The 16,917-nt window shown below is 68.5% G+C and carries 13 protein-coding genes; 6 read left to right on the top strand and 7 right to left on the bottom strand.

Annotation, left to right across the window (positions count from 1 at the left end):
• Complete coding sequence (locus ACSFBC_RS07820) at positions 1-219, bottom strand: hypothetical protein (RefSeq protein ID WP_435509739.1); 219 nt, start codon at positions 217-219, stop codon at positions 1-3.
• Between the two features lie 170 nt (positions 220-389).
• Entirely contained in the window at positions 390-3,245 is a 2,856-nt protein-coding gene (ppc, locus tag ACSFBC_RS07815) for a phosphoenolpyruvate carboxylase (RefSeq protein WP_435509738.1), read from the bottom strand.
• A 97-nt stretch (positions 3,246-3,342) separates the two neighbouring features.
• Here ppc and hemC point away from each other — a divergent pair, with 97 nt between their 5' ends.
• The 6 genes from hemC (at position 3,343) to ACSFBC_RS07785 (ending at position 11,011) form a co-directional block, all read left to right on the top strand.
• Positions 3,343-4,248, top strand: a complete 906-nt coding sequence (gene hemC / locus ACSFBC_RS07810; protein ID WP_435509737.1) for a hydroxymethylbilane synthase — start codon at positions 3,343-3,345, stop codon at positions 4,246-4,248.
• A 7-nt stretch (positions 4,249-4,255) separates the two neighbouring features.
• Positions 4,256-5,026 carry a uroporphyrinogen-III synthase gene (locus tag ACSFBC_RS07805; RefSeq protein ID WP_435509736.1) on the top strand — a complete coding sequence of 257 codons (771 nt, stop codon included), beginning with the start codon at positions 4,256-4,258 and terminating at the stop codon, positions 5,024-5,026.
• Positions 5,023-6,105 (top strand): uroporphyrinogen-III C-methyltransferase, encoded by a 1,083-nt coding sequence (locus ACSFBC_RS07800; protein ID WP_435509735.1) that lies wholly within the window; start codon positions 5,023-5,025, stop codon positions 6,103-6,105. Before ACSFBC_RS07805 ends, ACSFBC_RS07800 begins: the two co-directional genes overlap by 4 nt.
• A 3-nt stretch (positions 6,106-6,108) precedes the next feature.
• A complete protein-coding gene (locus ACSFBC_RS07795; protein ID WP_435509734.1) occupies positions 6,109-7,389 on the top strand; it encodes a heme biosynthesis protein HemY in 1,281 nt (426 codons plus the stop codon).
• 192 nt (positions 7,390-7,581) lie between these two features.
• On the top strand, positions 7,582-8,736 hold the full coding sequence (locus tag ACSFBC_RS07790; RefSeq protein ID WP_435509733.1) for a polysaccharide biosynthesis/export family protein: 1,155 nt from the start codon (positions 7,582-7,584) through the stop codon (positions 8,734-8,736).
• Between the two features lie 19 nt (positions 8,737-8,755).
• Positions 8,756-11,011 (top strand): polysaccharide biosynthesis tyrosine autokinase, encoded by a 2,256-nt coding sequence (locus ACSFBC_RS07785; RefSeq protein ID WP_435509732.1) that lies wholly within the window; start codon positions 8,756-8,758, stop codon positions 11,009-11,011.
• A gap of 92 nt (positions 11,012-11,103) precedes the next feature.
• Here the strand turns inward: ACSFBC_RS07785 and ACSFBC_RS07780 are convergent, their stop codons facing one another.
• The 5 genes from ACSFBC_RS07780 to ACSFBC_RS07760 all read right to left on the bottom strand — a co-directional run bounded on the left by ACSFBC_RS07780 (position 11,104) and on the right by ACSFBC_RS07760 (position 16,659).
• Complete coding sequence (locus ACSFBC_RS07780) at positions 11,104-12,336, bottom strand: glycosyltransferase WbuB (RefSeq protein WP_435509731.1); 1,233 nt, start codon at positions 12,334-12,336, stop codon at positions 11,104-11,106.
• A gap of 49 nt (positions 12,337-12,385) precedes the next feature.
• Complete coding sequence (locus tag ACSFBC_RS07775) at positions 12,386-13,753, bottom strand: O-antigen ligase family protein (RefSeq protein ID WP_435509730.1); 1,368 nt, start codon at positions 13,751-13,753, stop codon at positions 12,386-12,388.
• A complete protein-coding gene (locus ACSFBC_RS07770; protein WP_435509729.1) occupies positions 13,750-14,730 on the bottom strand; it encodes a hypothetical protein in 981 nt (326 codons plus the stop codon). Before ACSFBC_RS07770 ends, ACSFBC_RS07775 begins: the two co-directional genes overlap by 4 nt.
• A gap of 20 nt (positions 14,731-14,750) precedes the next feature.
• On the bottom strand, positions 14,751-15,722 hold the full coding sequence (gene fcl, locus ACSFBC_RS07765; protein WP_435509728.1) for a GDP-L-fucose synthase: 972 nt from the start codon (positions 15,720-15,722) through the stop codon (positions 14,751-14,753).
• Positions 15,723-15,936: 214 nt separating this feature from the next.
• Complete coding sequence (locus tag ACSFBC_RS07760) at positions 15,937-16,659, bottom strand: sugar transferase (RefSeq protein ID WP_435509727.1); 723 nt, start codon at positions 16,657-16,659, stop codon at positions 15,937-15,939.
• Between the last annotated feature and the right edge of the window lie 258 nt (positions 16,660-16,917).

Below are 16,917 nucleotides of genomic sequence, written 5' to 3'. Positions count from 1 at the left end.
TCAGGCTGCGACAGCGAATCCGATACCGAAGACGACCGCCACGCAGGCGAGGGTGACGATGCGCCCGGCAGCCATGGCGCGAACCTGCTGCAGGTGGCCACGCATCGCGGACCAGCGGCCCTGCGCCCTGGCGCACTGGTGCATGTGGGACGCCAGCGCGTCGACGTCGGTGCGGACGAAGTCGATTTTCGACGGGGCGAGGGTGTGCGGGTAAGACATGACACGGTTTCCTGTGAGGACGTTGTTTCAACCACCGCGCGAGAGAGAGCGAAAGCCACTGACGTAGGGGACAGGGTACTCCCTCTGGCCAGCTCGACGCATCGCGGCGACTTGCGACACCCTGTGTAGGAGGCGGCCCACATGCCATGCATGTGGGCCGCCGTGGCATGTCAGCCGGTGTTGCGCAGCCCCGCGGCCACGCCGTTGATCGAGATGTGGATGCCGCGCTGCAGCCGCTCGCCGCCTTCGCCCGCGCGGTAGCGCCGCATCAGCTCGACCTGCAGGTGGTGCAGCGGGTCGATGTAGGGGAAGCGGTGGCGCACCGAGCGTTGCATCTCTGCATTGCCTTCGAGCCGCTGTTTGGCGCCGGTGATCAGCGTGAGCGCGTCCGAGGTGCGATGCCATTCGGTCTCGATCATGCCGAACACCTTCTGGCGCAGCTTCCGGTCGGACACCAGCTCCGAGTAGCGCGAAGCCAGCGCCAGGTCGCTCTTGGCCAGCACCATGTCCATGTTCGACAGCAGCGTGCGGAAGAAGGGCCACTGCACGTACATGCGCTGCAGCAGCGCCTGGCGTTCCTTCTTGGCTGCGGCGGTGGGCGCGCCGGCCACGAACTGCTCGATGGCCGAGCCGAAGCCGTACCAGCCGGGCAGCGTGAGCCGGCACTGGCCCCAGCTGAAGCTCCAGGGCACGGCGCGCAGGTCCTCGATGCTGCGGCTGGGGTTGCGCGACGCGGGCCGCGAGCCGATGTTCAGCTCGGCGATCTCGCGGATCGGCGTGGCGCTGAAGAAGTAGTCGCCGAAGCCCGGGGTCTCGTACACCAGCTTGCGGTAGGCGGCCATGCTGGCGGCCGAGAGTTCGGCCGCCGCGCCGAGGAAGGTCGCGGGCGCGGCCTTGCCGGCCGGCAGCAGCGTGGCCTCGAGCGTGGCGGCCACCAGCGTCTCGAGGTTGCGCCGGCCGATTTCGCGGTTGGCGTACTTGGAGCCGATGACTTCGCCCTGTTCGGTCAGCCGGATCTGGCCGCGCACCGTGCCCGGCGGCTGCGCGAGGATGGCCTGGTAGCTCGGGCCGCCGCCGCGGCCCACCGTGCCGCCGCGGCCGTGGAACATGCGAAGCCGGATCGGCGTGCCAGCCGACTTCTTGCTGCCCGCGGGCGCGTTGAGTTCGTCGAACAGCGCCACCAGTGCGAGCCCGGTGCGGTACAGCTCCCAGTTGCTGGTGAAGATGCCGCCGTCCTTGTTGCTGTCGCTGTAGCCCAGCATCACGTCCTGCAGCGCGCCCGAGCGCTGGATCAGCGCCTTGATGCCGGGCAGCGCATAGAAGGCCCGCATGATCGGCGCCGCGTTGCGCAAGTCTTCGATGGTCTCGAACAGCGGCACCACGATCAGGTCATGGATCGCGCTGTCGTCGAGCGTGCCGCGCAGCAGGCCCACTTCCTTCTGCAGCAGCAGCGCCTCCAGCAGGTCGCTGACGGTCTCGGTGTGGCTGATGATGTAGTGGCGGATCGCGGCCACACCGTAGCGCGCCCGCGAAGCACGGGCGGCGGTGAAGATCGCCAGCTCGCTGTGCGTGAGTGGCGTGTACTGCGCATCGGGCACGCGCAACGGGCGCGCCTCGTTGAGCAGGCGCAGCAGCAGCGTCTGCTTGGCGTCTTCGGCCAGCGCGGCGTAGTCGGGTTCGATGCGCGCCTGCGCGAGCAGGTCGGCCACCACGGCTTCGTGCTTGTCCGAGCTCTGGCGCAGGTCGACCGTCGCCAGGTGGAAGCCGAACACCTCGACCGCGCGGACCAGCGGCCCCAGGCGCTGCGCGATCAGCGCGGCACCGTGCTTGTCGCTCAGCGACTCGGCGATGGTGCGCAGGTCGGCCAGGAAGGCCTCGGCGTTCGGGTAGGGGTTCTGCGGCGCGACCGCATGGCGCGCGGCCTCGCCGCCGGTGAGTTCGCGCAGCGTGGCCGCCAGGCGCGCATACACGCCGGTCAGCGCGCGCCGGTAGGGCTCGTCGACGCGGTGCTCGCTGGCATCGGGCGAGCTTTCGGCCAGCGCCTGCATCTCGACCGACACATCGACCAGCGTGGCCGACAGCGACAGTTCGCCGCCCAGGTAGTGCACTTCGGTGAGGTAGTGGCGCAGCACGAGCTCGGACTGGCGGCGCAGCGCGTACTCGAGCGTCTCGGCCGTCACGTTGGGGTTGCCGTCGCGGTCGCCGCCGATCCACTGGCCCATGCGCAGGAAGGGCGCGATGCCCTCATGGCCCAGCGCGCGTTCGAGCTCGGCGTAGACGCGCGGGATCTCGCGCAGGAAGGTCGCTTCGTAGTAGCTCAGCGCGTTCTCGATCTCGTCGGCCACCGTGAGCTTGGAGAAGCGCAGCAGGCGCGTCTGCCACAACTGCGTGACGCGGATGCGGATCTGGCTTTCGTTCTCGGCGTACTCGCGCGGCGAGAGCGCATCCTTCTTGCCCGCGAAGGCCTGCTGGCGCCAGCCGATCTCGTCGCGCGCGGTCAGCAGCTGCGCGATCGCGCGTTCGGCATCCAGGATGCTCTTGCGCTGCACTTCGGTCGGGTGCGCGGTCAGCACCGGCGACACGTAGCTCTGGGCCAGCGACTCGACCACCGCGGCCGGCGACACGCCCGCCTTGCGGATGCGTGCCAGCGCGGTCTCGAGGCTGCCGTCGGGGCTTTCGCCGGCCCGGTCTTCCTCGGCGCGGCGGCGGATCTGGTGCCGGTCTTCCGCCAGGTTGGCCAGGTGGCTGAAGTAGGTGAAGGCGCGGATCACGCGCACTGTCTCGGCCGCGCTCAGGCCCTTGAGCAAATTCTTGAGCGCACGGTCGGCGGCCTGGTCGGCATCGCGCCGGAACGACACCGACAGCGTGCGGACCTTCTCCACCAGTTCGTAGGTTTCCTTGCCTTCCTGTTCGCGAATGACATCGCCAAGAATGCGGCCCAGCAGCCGGATGTCGTCGATCAGCGGCTGGTCTTCGCTGCGTGCGCGTCGGGGTGCGGGGGCCGGCGCCTTCTTGCCTGTCGTCATTCGCGTTTTCTCCTCGGTGGAACGGATGGGCCGACAGCGTTGCTGCGGCGCAACATGCTAGCATCCCGCGGGTCATCTTCATCACTGGATACCGGCTTTGAGCAACATCGTGATCGCGACGCGCGAAAGCCGTCTGGCCCTCTGGCAGGCTGAACATGTTCAGGCGCTGCTGCAAGAACGAGGCCACACCGTCAGCCTGCTCGGCATGACCACCCGCGGCGACCAGATCCTGGACCGCTCGCTGAGCAAGGTCGGCGGCAAGGGCCTGTTCGTCAAGGAACTCGAACTCGCGCTCGAAGAGGGGCGCGCCGACATCGCCGTCCATTCGCTCAAGGACGTGCCGATGGACCTGCCCGCGGGCTTCGCGCTGGCTTGCGTGCTCGAGCGAGAGGACCCGCGCGATGCCTTCGTGTCGCCGCGCTACGCCACGCTCGACGCACTGCCGCAGGGCGCGGTGGTCGGCACCTCCAGCCTGCGCCGCATGGTGCTGCTGCGCGCGCTGCGGCCCGACCTGCGCATCGAACCGCTGCGCGGCAACCTCGACACACGGCTGCGCAAGCTCGACGAAGGCCACTACGACGCGATCATCCTTGCGGCCGCCGGCCTGATGCGGCTGGGTCTGGCCGAGCGCATTCGCACGGCCTTCGCGCCCGAGACCATGCTGCCGGCCGCGGGGCAGGGCGCTTTGGGCATCGAGGTCCGCGCCGACCGCGCCGACCTGCTCGAACTGCTCGCGCCGCTGGCGAGCCGCCGCGACGGACTGGCCACGGCCGCCGAGCGCGCCGTGAGCCGCACCATGGGTGGCAGCTGCTCGATGCCGCTGGCCGCGCATGCGCGCTGGCAGGCCGACGGCCGGCTGCGCATCGAAGCCGCCTGGGGCGATGCCGAAGGTTCGGGCGCCCTGCTGCAGGCCGAGACCACCGGCGCTGTCGATGACCCGGCGCAGGCCGAGGCGCTGGGCGTGGCGGTGGCGGCGCAACTGCGCGCGGCCGGCGCGCGCTGACCGCGCGATGCCGACCACCCGCCGCGTGATCGTCACGCGCCCGGCGCGCGAGGCGCAGCGCTGGGTCGCCGAATCGCGGAGCGCGGGCCTCGACGCCGTGGCGCTGCCGCTGATCGTGATCGACAAAGTCGCGGACGAGGTCGAACTGCGCGCTGTGCGCGTACGCCTGGCCGACTGGTCGGCGCTGATGTTCGTCAGCGCGGCGGCGGCCGAGCATTTCTTCCAGGGCGTGGCTTTGGGGGCGGATCTCCCGCGCTGCTGGGCCACCGGGCCCGGCACGGTGCGCGGCCTGCGCGAGGCCGGCGTGCCCGCGGCCCGCATCGACGCGCCGGCGGCCGAGGCCGCCCAGTTCGATTCCGAAACCCTGTGGGCCGACGTGCGCGCGCAGGTCGGGCCCGGTACGCGCGTGCTGATCGTGCGCGGCGGCAATGCCGCGGGCCAACCCATCGGCCGCGGCTGGCTGGCCCAGGAGATCGAGGCCGCGGGGGGCCGGATCGATACCGTCGTCGCCTACCGCCGGCTGGCGCCGGTGCTGGGCGAGGCCGAGCGGCAATTGGCCACTGCCGCAGCCACCGACGGCAGCGTCTGGCTGTTCAGCAGCGGCGAGGCCATCGCCAATCTGTGCGCGGCGCTGCCCGGCTTGCGCTGGGACCGGGCCCGCGCCGTCGCCACCCATCCCCGCATCGGCGACGCTGCGCGCGCCGCCGGTTTCGGTTCGGTGCGGGTCGCGCCGCCCGGCCAGGCGGCGCTGACCGCGTCGATAGAATCGTTCGCATGAGTCAAGCGCTGCCGCCCCCCGAAGAACGCGTGCCCGACGCCGTGCCACGGTCCGTGGTGCCGGTTGCAGGGCATGCGCAGGCCTCGCTCGGCGCGCTCGTGCTGTCGCGCATCTTCCTCGGCTTGCTCGCCTTGCTGGCGCTGGTCGCGCTGGTGATGGTGCTGGTGCTGTGGCAGAAGGTCGGCGGCATGCAGGAGCAACTGGCGCGCCAGAGCGGTGATTCCCTGGCGCAATCGCTCGAGGCGCGCACGCTCGCGCGCCAGGCCAACGAGACCGTGCGAGACACCGCGGCGCGTCTGGCGCTGGCCGAGGGCCGGCTCGCCGAGGTGGCGCTGCAACGCTCGCAGCTCGAAGAGCTGATGCAGAGCCTGTCGCGCTCGCGGGACGAAAACCTGGTGGTGGACATCGAGTCGACGCTGCGCCTCGCATTGCAGCAGGCGCAGGCGACCGGCAACGTCGAACCGTTGCTGGCCGCGCTGAAGGCGGCCGACGTGCGCATCACGCGCGCCGCGCAGCCGCGGCTGGCGCCGCTGCAGCGCGCGATCCAGCGCGACGCCGACCGGCTGCGTGCCACGGCCAGCAGCGACGGCGGCGATGCGCTGCAGAAACTCGATGAACTGATGCGCGGCGTCGACGACCTGCCGACGCTCAACGCCGTGGCGGTGCGCCGCGGCGGCGCCAATCCCTGGCAGCCCGAGCCGATCCCGGCCGATGTGCCCTGGTGGGAACGCCTGCTGCTCACGGTGCGCGGCGAAGCCCGCTCGCTGGTGCGCGTGGGGCGCATCGAGCGGCCCGAGGCAGTGCTGCTGGCGCCCGACCAGACCTTCTTCCTGCGCGAGAACCTCAAGCTCAAGCTGCTCAACATCCGCCTCGCACTGCTGTCGCGCCAGGCCGAGACCGCGCGCAGCGAACTCGCGCTGGTGGCCGGCTCGCTCAATCGTTATTTCGATCCCGCGTCACGCCGGGTGCAGACGGCCGCCACGCTGTTGCAGCAGTTGCAATTGCAGGTGCGCACCGCGGAGCCGCCGCGCGTCGACGAAACGCTTGCCGCGCTGGCCACGGCGGCGGCCGGTCGCTGACCGATGCGCGCCGCACTCTGGCTTCTCGCGCTGTTCGGCATTGCGGCCGCCGTGGCGCTGTTCGCCGGCAATAACCAGGGCACGGTCACCGTGTTCTGGCCGCCGTGGCGGGTCGACCTGTCGCTCAATCTGGTGCTGCTGTTGCTGGCCGGCGCTTTCGTGCTGCTGTACGCCGCCTTGCGCGCGCTGGCGGCGCTGCTGTCCTTGCCGCACCAGGCACGCCAGTGGCGGGTGCAGCAGAAGGAGCGCGCGCTGCATTCGGCGCTGCTCGACGCCATGGTGCAGCTGATCGCCGGGCGTTTCTCGCGGGCGCGCAAGGCAGCGCTGGCCGCGCTGGCCCAGGAGCGTGCGCTCGAGGGGCTCGATGTGTCCTTGCCTCAGGCCCGCCAGCTGCGGGTGCTGTCGCATCTGCTGGCCGCGGAAAGCGCGCAATCCCTGCAGGACCGGCCGGCCCGCGACGCGCATCTTCAATTGGCGCTCAGCGAGAGCGCCGAGCGCGGCGTGCTCAGCCCCGAGACCCGCGAAGGCGTGCAGCTGCGATCGGCCCGCTGGGCGCTCGAAGATCGCGACCCGGCCGCCGCGCTGGCGCGGCTGGAAGAGTTGCCGCAAGGCGTGCAGCGGCGCACGCTGGCGTTGCGACTGCATCTCAAGGCGGCGCGGCAGGAGCGCCGCACCCTCGAAGCCTTGCAGACGGCGCGCCTGCTGGCCAAGCATCGCGCCTTTTCCGAGGCGGCGGCGCAGAGCATCGTGCGCGGACTGGCGACTGAAGTGCTGTCGGATTCCCATGACGCGGCCCAGTTGCTGCGCGCCTGGGCCGCGCTCGAAAACAACGAACGGGAAATGCCTGAAGTCGCGATCCAGGCCGCCCAGCGCATGGTGCTGCTGAATGGCGACCTGGCGGTGGCCCGCGGCTGGCTGCTGCCGGTGTGGGAGCGGATGGTCGACCAGCCGCGCAGCCTGGGCGACGGCTTGCGCGTGCGGCTGACGCGGGCCTTGGAGGCCGGCCTGGACTCGGTCGACGCGGACTGGCTGGCGCGCATCGAATCGGCCCAGCGCAACAACCCGCGCGACGCCAATCTGCAGTACCTGGCCGGCATGGCCTGCATGAAGCGGCAGCTGTGGGGCAAGGCGCAGCAGTTGTTGACGCAGGCCGGTCTGGGTTTGCAGGACACCGAGCTCTACCGCCGCGCCTGGCTGGCGCTGGCCCAGCTGGCCGAAGCGCGCGACGATGCGCCGCAGGCGCTGGCGGCCTGGAAGCGCGCGGCGCAGACGGAAAACCTCTAGGGCTTCCGGGTTATCGAGGACCGGGACAGCCGCTGGTTTCTTCACTTCGGCCCCGTCATCGTGACCTTGTGCACGAATCGCGCCTCTCGCCATCGGCGACATCGCAAGAAACAATTTGAATGAAACATGCGACCTGCTGTACAGTCGCAACTGTTTCCAAAAGTATTCATTTTGGTTTCTGTGGAGTCCGGTTTGAAAAGTTTTGTAGTACACGCTGCGCTGTTCGTCTCTGCCGCCCTGGTGCTGCAGGGGTGCGCTCCGCTCGCCCCCGGCTTCAGTTCTGCCAGCGGCGAGGCCAGCAAGGCCGTGTCGCCGTCGGGCTATTCGGGACCCCATGACGACCCGCCGCCCGCGGGCGCCCTGACCGCCATCACCCCGGCGCTCATCCAGGCGCAGAACAAGGCGGCTTCGATCGGCCCCGGCCCCGAGGTGCTGGCCCTGGTCGGCAATCCCGAGACCTATCGCATCGGCCCTGGCGACGTGATCGGGATCGTGGTCTACGACCATCCGGAGATCGCCTTCAGCAGCACGCCGGCGACCACCGTGGCCGATCCGGCGAGCATCTCGCCGGCACCGGGCTTCATCGTGTCGGACACCGGGCAATTGACCTTTCCGTATGCCGGCCCCCTCAATGCCGCAGGCATGACGGTGCAGCAGGTCGAAAACACGCTGGTCCAGCGCCTGTCGCGCGTCTTCAAGAATCCGCAGTTGAGCGTGCGCGTGACCGCCTTCCGCAGCAAGCGCGCCTATGTCGAAGGCGAAGTGCGCTCGCCGGGCCTGTTGGTGTTCACCGACATTCCCATGACGCTGGCGGAAGCGCTCAATCGCGCAGGGGGCCTGATGCCGAACGGCGACCGCTCCTTTGTGACATTGACGCGCAACGGCGTCACCACCACGCTGGACCTGGTCGGCCTGGCAGGCGCGGGCATCGACCCGACCCGCATTCCGCTGAAGAACGGCGACATGGTGATGGTGCGCGGGCGCGACGAGCGCAAGGTCACGGTGATGGGCGAAGTCCTCCAGCAGGCGGCCATTCCGATGCGCAACGGCCGCCTGAGCCTCAACGAGGCGTTGAGCGAGGTCGGCGGCGTCAACCTGACTTCGGCCAATCCGCGCCAGATCTACGTGGTGCGCAACGAGCCCACCGGCGGCCAGTCGTTGTTTCATCTCGATGCGCGGACGCCGACGGCGCTGGCGCTGGCCGACCAGTTCGCGTTGCGGCCGAAGGATGTGGTCTACGTCGATCCCGTGCCGCTGGTGCAGTGGAACCGCGTGATCAACCTCATCCTGCCCTCGACGACGACCGCGACGTCGGTTCGCGACCTGTCGCGGCCCTCGACGCGCTGATTTTCAGAGTATCCAGCCGATGAATTCCCCCACTCCTTATTCCAACACCGATCTGCCGACAGCCAGCGAGGGCGGCGGTGACGTGGACTTCGGTCGCTACGTCGATGTGCTGCGCACGCAGAAGTGGATGATCCTGGCGATCACGCTCGTGGTGCTGGCGATCGGCGTCGCCTACGCCTTGCTGGCGCGTCCGATCTTCGAGACCGCCGTGGTGGTGCAGGTCGAAGACGGCAACGGCAACAATGCCAAGGGCGTGCTCAACGAAGCGGCCGGTCTGTTCGACGTCCGCACGCCGACCACCGCCGAGATGGAGATCATCCGTTCACGCATGGTGGTGGCGCCTGCGGTCGAGGCGAGCAAGCTCTACATCACGAGCTCGCCGCGCTACATCCCCTACATCGGCGGCTGGATGGCGCGGCGCTCCAGCGGGCTGTCGGACCCGGGCTTCCTGGGCATGACGGGCTATGTCTCCGGCACCGAGCAGATCGTCGCCTCGAGCTTCGACGTTCCCGAAGCGATGGAGGGTTCGGAATTCCGCGTGACGGCGCAGGGCGGCGGCCGATACAGCCTGACGAATCCGCGCCTCGCGACGCCACTCGAGGGCACCGTCGGTACGCTGCTGAAGGCGCAGACCGACGAGGGCGCGATCGAGCTCATGATCGACCGGCTGTCCGGCAAGGCCGGTGCGGAGTTCGACCTGATCCGTCATCGCAAATCGGGCATCGTGTCCGAAGTGCAGGCCGGTCTGTCGCTCAACGAGCGCGGCAAGCAGTCGGGCATCATCGAAGTGTCGACGCGCGGCACCAACCCCTATCAGATCACCCGCGTGCTGAACGCGGTGGGCGCCCAGTACGTGCGCCAGAACATCGAGCGCAAGGCCGCCGAGGCACAGAAGACGCTGGCCTTCCTCGACGTGCAACTGCCGCAGTTCAAGCGCCAGCTCGAGGCTTCCGAAGAAATCTACAACCGCTTCCGCAACCAGAAGGCCACCGTCGCCTTCGGTGAGGAGGCGACGGCCGTGCTGGGCGAGGCGGTGGACCGCCAGAGCAAGCTGCTCGAGGCCCAGCAACGCCGCCGCGAACTCGAAAGCCGTTTCACCGCCGAGCATCCTTCGGTGCAGACGCTCGATGCGCAGATCGCTGCCCTGCAGCGCGACATCGGCAACATCCAGACGCGCATCAAGGGACTGCCGGCCATCCAGCAGGAGGCCGTGCGCATGGAGCGCGACGTCAAGGTCAACACCGAGCTGTACCAGTCGTTGCTGAACAATGCACTGCAATTGCGTCTGGTGAAGGAAGGCAAGGTCGGCAACGTGCGCGTGCTCGACGAGGCCTTGGTGCCGACCCTGCCGGTCAAGCCCCGGCGCTCGGTCATCGTCGGTTCGGCGCTGGCGCTGGGTCTGTTCCTTGGCATCGTTGCCGCCTACCTGCGCAATGCCTTCATCGAGCAGCGCATCCGGGATCCGCATGAAGTCGAGAGCCACAGCGGCCTGCCGGTCTTCTCCACCATTCCGTTGAGCGTGGCGCAGGAAGGGATTGCCAAGCGCCGGCTGACCGGTGCGACCGGCGTGCGCCTGCTGGCCATCGAACACCCGGACGATCCGGCTGTCGAGAGCCTGCGCAGCCTGCGCACCGCGATGCAGTTCGCGATGCTGGAGTCGCCCAACAACCGGGTGCTGATCACCGGTGCCACGCCTGGTGTGGGCAAGAGCTTCGTCACGGCCAACTTCGCGGCCTTGATGGCCGCGGCCGGCAAGCGCACGCTGCTGATCGACGCCGACCTGCGGCGCGGCCATGCGCACCAGTACTTCGGACTGCAGCGCCATGGCGGCCTGTCGGAACTGATCGCCGGCAGCCTGACCGTCCAACAGACCGTGCACCGCCAGGTGGTGCCCGACCTCGACTTCCTGGCCACGGGCCAGCTGCCGCCCAACCCTTCGGAACTGCTGGTGTCGGAGTCCTTCAAGTCGATGCTGGAGAAACTCTCCGAGCTCTACGACCTGATCGTGATCGACACGCCGCCGGTGCTGGTCGCGGCCGACACGATGACCGTGGCGGCGCACGCGGGCACGGTGCTGCTGGTGGCGCGCGCCGACCAGTCGACCATGGGCGAGCTGCGGGAAAGCACGCGTCGCCTGGCACTTGGTGGCCGTGCGGCGACCGGGGTGCTGCTCAACGCCATGGACGTCGAACGCCGCGCGTACACGCCCTACAAGTACGGGCGCTACCGTTACACCAACTACAACTACGACAGCATCCTGCCCGACGAGCAGTGAGAGGTGGCGGGGCGAGATGTCCCCGTTTGTGCCCATGAAAAAACCGCCTTCGAGGCGGTTTTTTCATGTGGGGCAGCGCGAGGGGCGAAACGTCAGTCCGCGCGCTGGGCGATGCAGTCCTGCAGGTCGCGTTCGAAACGCGCGAGCACCGCGTCGCGGTCGAGGCGTTCCTCGGCATAGCGGCGGGCGCGCAGTCCGAGTTCGCGACGCAGCGCGGGATCGGCACCCAGTTGCAGCAAGGCTTCGGCGAAGGCCGCCGCATCTTCGGGCGGCACGATGCGCCCGCACTGCGCCACCACCTGGCCCAGTTCCGTTTCGGGCCGTGCGCCGGCCAGCACCGGCCGGCCGCTGCTGAGCATGCCGGTGAGCTTCGAGGGCATGACCAGATCGGCCGCGTCGGCGCGTTGCGGCAGCAGATGGACATCGGCCAGCCCCAACAGATCGCCCAGGCGCTCGACCGGTTGGAGATCGATGAAGCGAACGCTGTCGAGCCCGGCGCAGCGCGCCATCAGCGCGTCGCGCCCGGCACCGCCGCCGCAGAAGACGAACACGATGTCGGGTCGCGCGCGCAATTGAAGCGCGAGGTCTGCCAGCAATTCGAGGCCCTGCTTCGCGCCCATGTTGCCGGCGTAGAGCGCGACCATCGCATCGTCGGCGATGCCGAGCTCGGCGCGGTAGGGGCTCGGCCCCGCCAGCGGCCGGATGGCCGAAATGTCGGCCCAATTGGGAAAGGACAGCAATCGGGTGGCCTGCACGCCTTTGGCGCTGGCACGTTCGAGCATGCGCTGCGAGATGGTCGAGACGCGATCGAAGCGCCCCAGCAGCCAGCGTTCGGCACGGGACACGAAGGCCCGCAGGCGTGCGCCCTTGAGCAGGCCCAGTTCGAAGGCCGCATCGACCTCGTAGTCCTGGATGTGCAGCCACGCCTTGGCGGACCGCAGCCGTGCGAAAGCCAGGCCGGCCGGCGTGCAGAACAGGGGCGGTTCCGTCATCCAGACGACGTCGGGTTTCCAGCGCCACTGGGCCAGCAGCGCGGGAATGCTGGCCAGCGCGAAGCTCGCCAGATGCAGCAGGCGCCGTGGGCCGTTGACCTTGGCAGGCACCCACAGCGGGGTGCGGAACACCTGGGCGCCGTGCCACTCCTCCCGGACGTAGCGCGTCGCGCTGTAGCCTTCGCGCACCTTCCATTCGGGGTAATAGGGGGGGGCGGTGATCACGCGCACCTCATGCCCTCGTGCAGTCAGCCAGGCCACCATTTCCCCGCTGTACTTTCCGATGCCGGTGAGCTCGGGCGCGAAGTTGATGCCGTAGACGAGAAGTTTCATCGGTGCGAAAAAGGGGAAGGGGCGGATCGGCGTCCGTCGCAGCCACCGCTCACTTGGAGGGCAATCGCACCGGGAAGAAATCGTTCGAAGGGTAGCGGAATTGCAGCAGGAAGCAGCCCAGCAACAGGCCCAGCAGTGCATTGGCCGTGAGCTGACCGATGGCCGGCCAGGTCATGAGCGCGATCACCAGCGTCAGCCACACCAGGATCGGGAAGCCCGTGTGCCGCTGGGCCGACAGTTTGATGCTGTAGGCCAGCGCCGCCAGCAGCAGCACGACCTTGAGCGCGATGAACGCGAAGCCGAGCAGGCCGCCTTCGAGCAGGATGCGCCCCGTTTCCGATTCCGCCAGGCTGAAGTTGGTGGCGTTCGCGCTCAGCGCGGTCGCGAGGTTCGAGCCCGCGCCCAGGCCGCTGCCCAGCCAGGTCGAGGCGCCGAACACGTTCGGCTCGCCGACGAAGGTCGCAAGCAGGCGGTCGAAGAAGTCCTCGCCGCTGGCGGCCTGCTCGAAGCGTTGCTGCGTGACCTGGACGGCGTCGGAGAGGAAGAACACGAAGCCCGCGGTCAGCACGCAGGCCACCAGCGCCGCACCCAGCGCCGCCGGCTTGTCGCGGTTTTTGGCGAACAGGATCCGGGTGGCCAGGTAGGCGGCCAGCATGAAGGCGGCAGACAGCACTGCCGCACGCGAGCCGCTCATCAGGCTGCACAGCAGGAAGGCGCCGAAGCCCGCGAAGCCGAACAAGCGCTGACGACGGCCCTGCTTGCGGGCGGCGAGCACACCGAAGACCAGCGGCGCCGCCATGATCAGGTAGGTGGCATAGCCGGAGGTGAAGCTGAACGTGCCCGTGGTTCTCACCACCCCGGCGATGGCCACGAACACGGTGTCCTCGTCGCCATCGAGCTGGCGATTGATGGTGGCGCCGGGCGGCGAGTAGTGCTGAAGCACCGCCAGCGGTGCCAGCACCATCACGGTCGCGACGACCAGGCGCACGGCCGTGCGGTAGTCGGCCTCGTTCATCGAGGCGGCGGCGGCGACGCCGAACCAGATGTAGAGCAGCCAGAAACGCATGCCGATCAGGAACACGATCGGCGAGCTCTCGCCAGCCACCATCTGCATCAGCCCCCAGGCGATCACGCAGCAGGACCAGGCCAACAGCGGGACCGTCACCCTGGCGTAGCGATGCAGCTGGCCGGACCAGGCGGCCTGGGCGATCACCGCCACCGCCAGCAGGTCGCGCAGCCCGATCAGTGGCAAGGTCAACGACGACGCCACCCATTTGCGGATCGCGCCCTCGAACACCACGATCAACAGCACGGCGATGAACATGCGACCGGCCACGCTGAGCGTCGACGACCGGCCCGCGGCGCGGGCGCCCGGCGCGGCCGGCATCGGCAGGGGGGGCAGGGTGGGCTGCTTCATGCGCGGGCCTCCCGGCTCAGCGCCTGCAGGGCCGAGGCATGGGCCTTGATGCAGTGCGGTTCGTACCATCGGCGTGCGGCGCGGCCGATCGCCTGCGGGTCGAGCGCCGGATCGCGTTCCAGGGCGTCGAAGCCGGCGGCGTACTCGACATCGGGTTGCATGCCGTCGCACGGCGCCAGGTCCTTCGTGAGCAGGATCGGGCAGGTGCCGTGCGATGCATAGGCGGCGAAGACGCCGCTCTTGCCGACGAAATCGGCCGGGTAGGCGAGCGCGCCGTGGCGCGCCTGGGACAAGGCCTGGCTCACCTCCTTGGCCGGCAGCATGCCGCGCACGCGCACTCCTTCTTCGATCAGCCGTTTCGCCAGGGGGCCATCCTGCAGCGGCGCACCGATGTCGTCGATGCGCAACCCATGTCGTTTGGCAAACCGGAAAATCTCGCCATCGTTCCAGGCATAGGCGGGCGCTCGGATGCCGGCGCTGCCGAAGACCACGATCGATGCTTCGCGTTCGTGCTCGGCCGCGGCGGGTTCGCCCACGTTCGAGAACACGGGCAGCACGCGGTGCGGGGCCTCGGGCGCCTGTTCGCGCAGCCAATTCCCCGCGAGCTCGCGGTTGGTGAGCCAGAAGTCGGCCTGGCCGGCCAGTTCGCTGGCGATGCGTCGCTGCATGCCGCTCAGCCAGAAAGCCGAACGCCAGGGCGGTCCGGAGGCATAGAGCTCGTGAAAGACCACGCCGAACACGCGGAAGCGCTCGCGCAGGCTCGTCAGCTCCTTGAGCAGCCAGGAAGGAACGCCCCGCTTGTGATAGCCGTAGCCGCTGAAATGCAGCAGCAGCACGTCGCCCGACCAATCCTGGGTGTCGGTCTGGGCGGAGAGCTCACGCACGGGGGCCTGCAGCGCGCCGCCGACGATGGCGGCGTAGTCGCGCACCCCGCCGGTGCCGGGCGGAATCAGGGAGAGCGAGGTGGCGGCTTGCATGGGCGGGGCAGAAGTGTGTGTCAGGCGGCCACGCGCTCGCCGTGGGCCAGGAAGTCCCGGTAGGCGCGTTCGATGCCTTCGCGCAGACCGACCCGAGGAGCCCAGCCCAGCGCGCGGATGCGCGAGATGTCCAGCAGCTTGCGCGGCGCGCCGTCGGGCTTGCTCGCATCGCACCGGATCTCGCCACCGTAGCCGACCACGTCGCCGACCAGCCGCGCCAGTTCGGCGATCGACAGATCTTCTCCGCTGCCGACGTTGATGTGGCTGTTCATCGGCTCGGTGCAGGCGGCGTAGCGGTCTTGCGGCAGGTCCATCACGTGCACGCAGGCCGCCGCCATGTCGTCGACATAGAGGAACTCGCGCTTGGGGGTGCCGGTGCCCCAGATCACGACCGATGGCGCAGCGGTTTCCCGTGCCTCGTGGAAGCGGCGGATCAGCGCCGGCAGCACATGGCTGTTGTCCGGGTGGTAGTTGTCGCCGGGCCCGTAGAGGTTGGTCGGCATCACGCTGCGGTAGTCGGTCCCGTACTGGCGGTTGTAGCTCTCGCAGAGCTTGATGCCCGCGATCTTGGCGATGGCGTAGGGCTCGTTGGTCGGCTCGAGCTTGCCGGTGAGCAGGGCGTCCTCGGCCATCGGCTGGGCGGCCAGCCGCGGATAGATGCAGCTCGAGCCGAGGAAGAGCAGCCGCGTCACGCCGCTGCGCCAGGCCTCGTGAACCACGTTGGCCTCGAGCATCAGGTTGGCGTAGAGAAACTCGGCGGGATAGGTGGCGTTGGCGTGGATGCCGCCCACCTTGGCCGCGGCGAGGTACACCGCGTCGGGCTTTTCCGCGGCGAAGAAATCGCGCACGGCGGCTTGGTCGGTCAGGTCGAGTTGGGCATGCGTGCGCGTGATGATGCGCTCGTGGCCGAGGGTTTCGAGTGCGCGCACGATGGCGCTCCCGACCATGCCTCGGTGGCCGGCCACATAGATGCCTTTGCGAAGCGCGTTCATAGGGTCCTGAGATGGGATGGAGGCGATGAGGTCACCGCGACGGGAAGAAATTCGAACGCCGACTCAGCGTGCCCAGCAAATCTGCTGGACTTTGACCGGCATCGGCAACACGGCCTGATTCCGCAGGCACAAGCGCCGAATCATCCCTTGTTTTTCTTCCAACCGAAAGCCGACCTTGAAACCGCGCGTCCGAGTCCGGGGTGCACGTCTCCGCTCAGCGCGAACCTTCGCCCGAGATCACGGCGGTCGCAGTCTTGGCGAGGATCTTGAGGTCCAGCCACAGCGACCAGTTGTTGACGTACTGCGCATCGAGTTCGACGCGCTGGGCATACGACAACCGGTTGCGGCCGCTCACCTGCCAGAGGCCGGTGATGCCGGGGCGCATCGCGCAATAGTGGTTCCAGTGCTTGCCGTAGAGGCTGCGCTGGCGCTCCATGCAGGGGCGGGGGCCGATCAGGCTCATGTCGCCCTTCAGCACGTTCCAGAACTGCGGCAGTTCGTCCAGGCTCAGTTTGCGGATCAGACGGCCCAGCGGGGTGATGCGCGGGTCCACTTCGAGCTTCTGGAAAGTTTCCCACTGGGTGCGGGCCACGTCGTTCTTGCTCAGGTACTCATCGAGGATGTTCTCTGAGTTGCGCACCATCGAGCGAAACTTGTAGAACTTGAAGCGCTGGCCGCCTTCGCCCAGGCGGGTCTGCCAGAAGTGCACCGGCCGGCCCATGCTGATGGCGACTGCGAGCGCCACGCACAGATAGATCGGGCCGAAAAAGGTGAAGAAGGTCAGCGCCGCGAGGATGTCCACGCTTCGCTTGATGCCACGTTGCAGCACCGTCAGCCCCTTCGGTTGTGTGGCGATGGGCGTGGGTGCAGGCTCCCCGCGGCCGGAGGGGCGGTGCCTGAGCAAATGGCCTTGCGCAGTCGAATCGGTACGAAACATGTGAATCCCCTTGGGGTTTCTGCCTACGGCGCGGCAGTGTAACGCTTTAATACTACAGGAAAGAATTTGAACACGTTTGTTCTACTTTGTCCTGTAGTTCTACGGTACTCATTTTCTATTGAGGCCGCGGACCGGCACTATTTCACGTCCGACTGCATGTTGTGCGATGCAACATTCTAAGTACGTTTGTAGAACTTTTGTACGTAGATAAATCACGGGTAGTGAGTACCTTGTTGCTACTTGTTTCCTGAAGGCGAG

The organism is Variovorax frigidus (genome assembly GCF_051216515.1).
In the GTDB taxonomy this organism is placed as follows: domain Bacteria; phylum Pseudomonadota; class Gammaproteobacteria; order Burkholderiales; family Burkholderiaceae_C; genus Variovorax.
This window is presented reverse-complemented; position numbering and strand designations above follow the sequence as displayed.

Bases quoted from the DNA above. Each gene is read 5' to 3' on its own strand.
- ACSFBC_RS07820 (WP_435509739.1), bottom strand. From the start codon at position 219: ATGTCTTACCCGCACACCCTCGCCCCGTCGAAAATCGACTTCGTCCGC.
- ppc (WP_435509738.1), bottom strand. From the start codon at position 3,245: ATGACGACAGGCAAGAAGGCGCCGGCCCCCGCACCCCGACGCGCACGC.
- ACSFBC_RS07805 (WP_435509736.1), top strand. From the start codon at position 4,256: ATGCCGACCACCCGCCGCGTGATCGTCACGCGCCCGGCGCGCGAGGCG.
- ACSFBC_RS07800 (WP_435509735.1), top strand. From the start codon at position 5,023: ATGAGTCAAGCGCTGCCGCCCCCCGAAGAACGCGTGCCCGACGCCGTG.
- ACSFBC_RS07795 (WP_435509734.1), top strand. From the start codon at position 6,109: ATGCGCGCCGCACTCTGGCTTCTCGCGCTGTTCGGCATTGCGGCCGCC.
- ACSFBC_RS07785 (WP_435509732.1), top strand. From the start codon at position 8,756: ATGAATTCCCCCACTCCTTATTCCAACACCGATCTGCCGACAGCCAGC.
- ACSFBC_RS07780 (WP_435509731.1), bottom strand. From the start codon at position 12,336: ATGAAACTTCTCGTCTACGGCATCAACTTCGCGCCCGAGCTCACCGGC.
- ACSFBC_RS07775 (WP_435509730.1), bottom strand. From the start codon at position 13,753: ATGAAGCAGCCCACCCTGCCCCCCCTGCCGATGCCGGCCGCGCCGGGC.
- ACSFBC_RS07770 (WP_435509729.1), bottom strand. From the start codon at position 14,730: ATGCAAGCCGCCACCTCGCTCTCCCTGATTCCGCCCGGCACCGGCGGG.
- fcl (WP_435509728.1), bottom strand. From the start codon at position 15,722: ATGAACGCGCTTCGCAAAGGCATCTATGTGGCCGGCCACCGAGGCATG.
- ACSFBC_RS07760 (WP_435509727.1), bottom strand. From the start codon at position 16,659: ATGTTTCGTACCGATTCGACTGCGCAAGGCCATTTGCTCAGGCACCGC.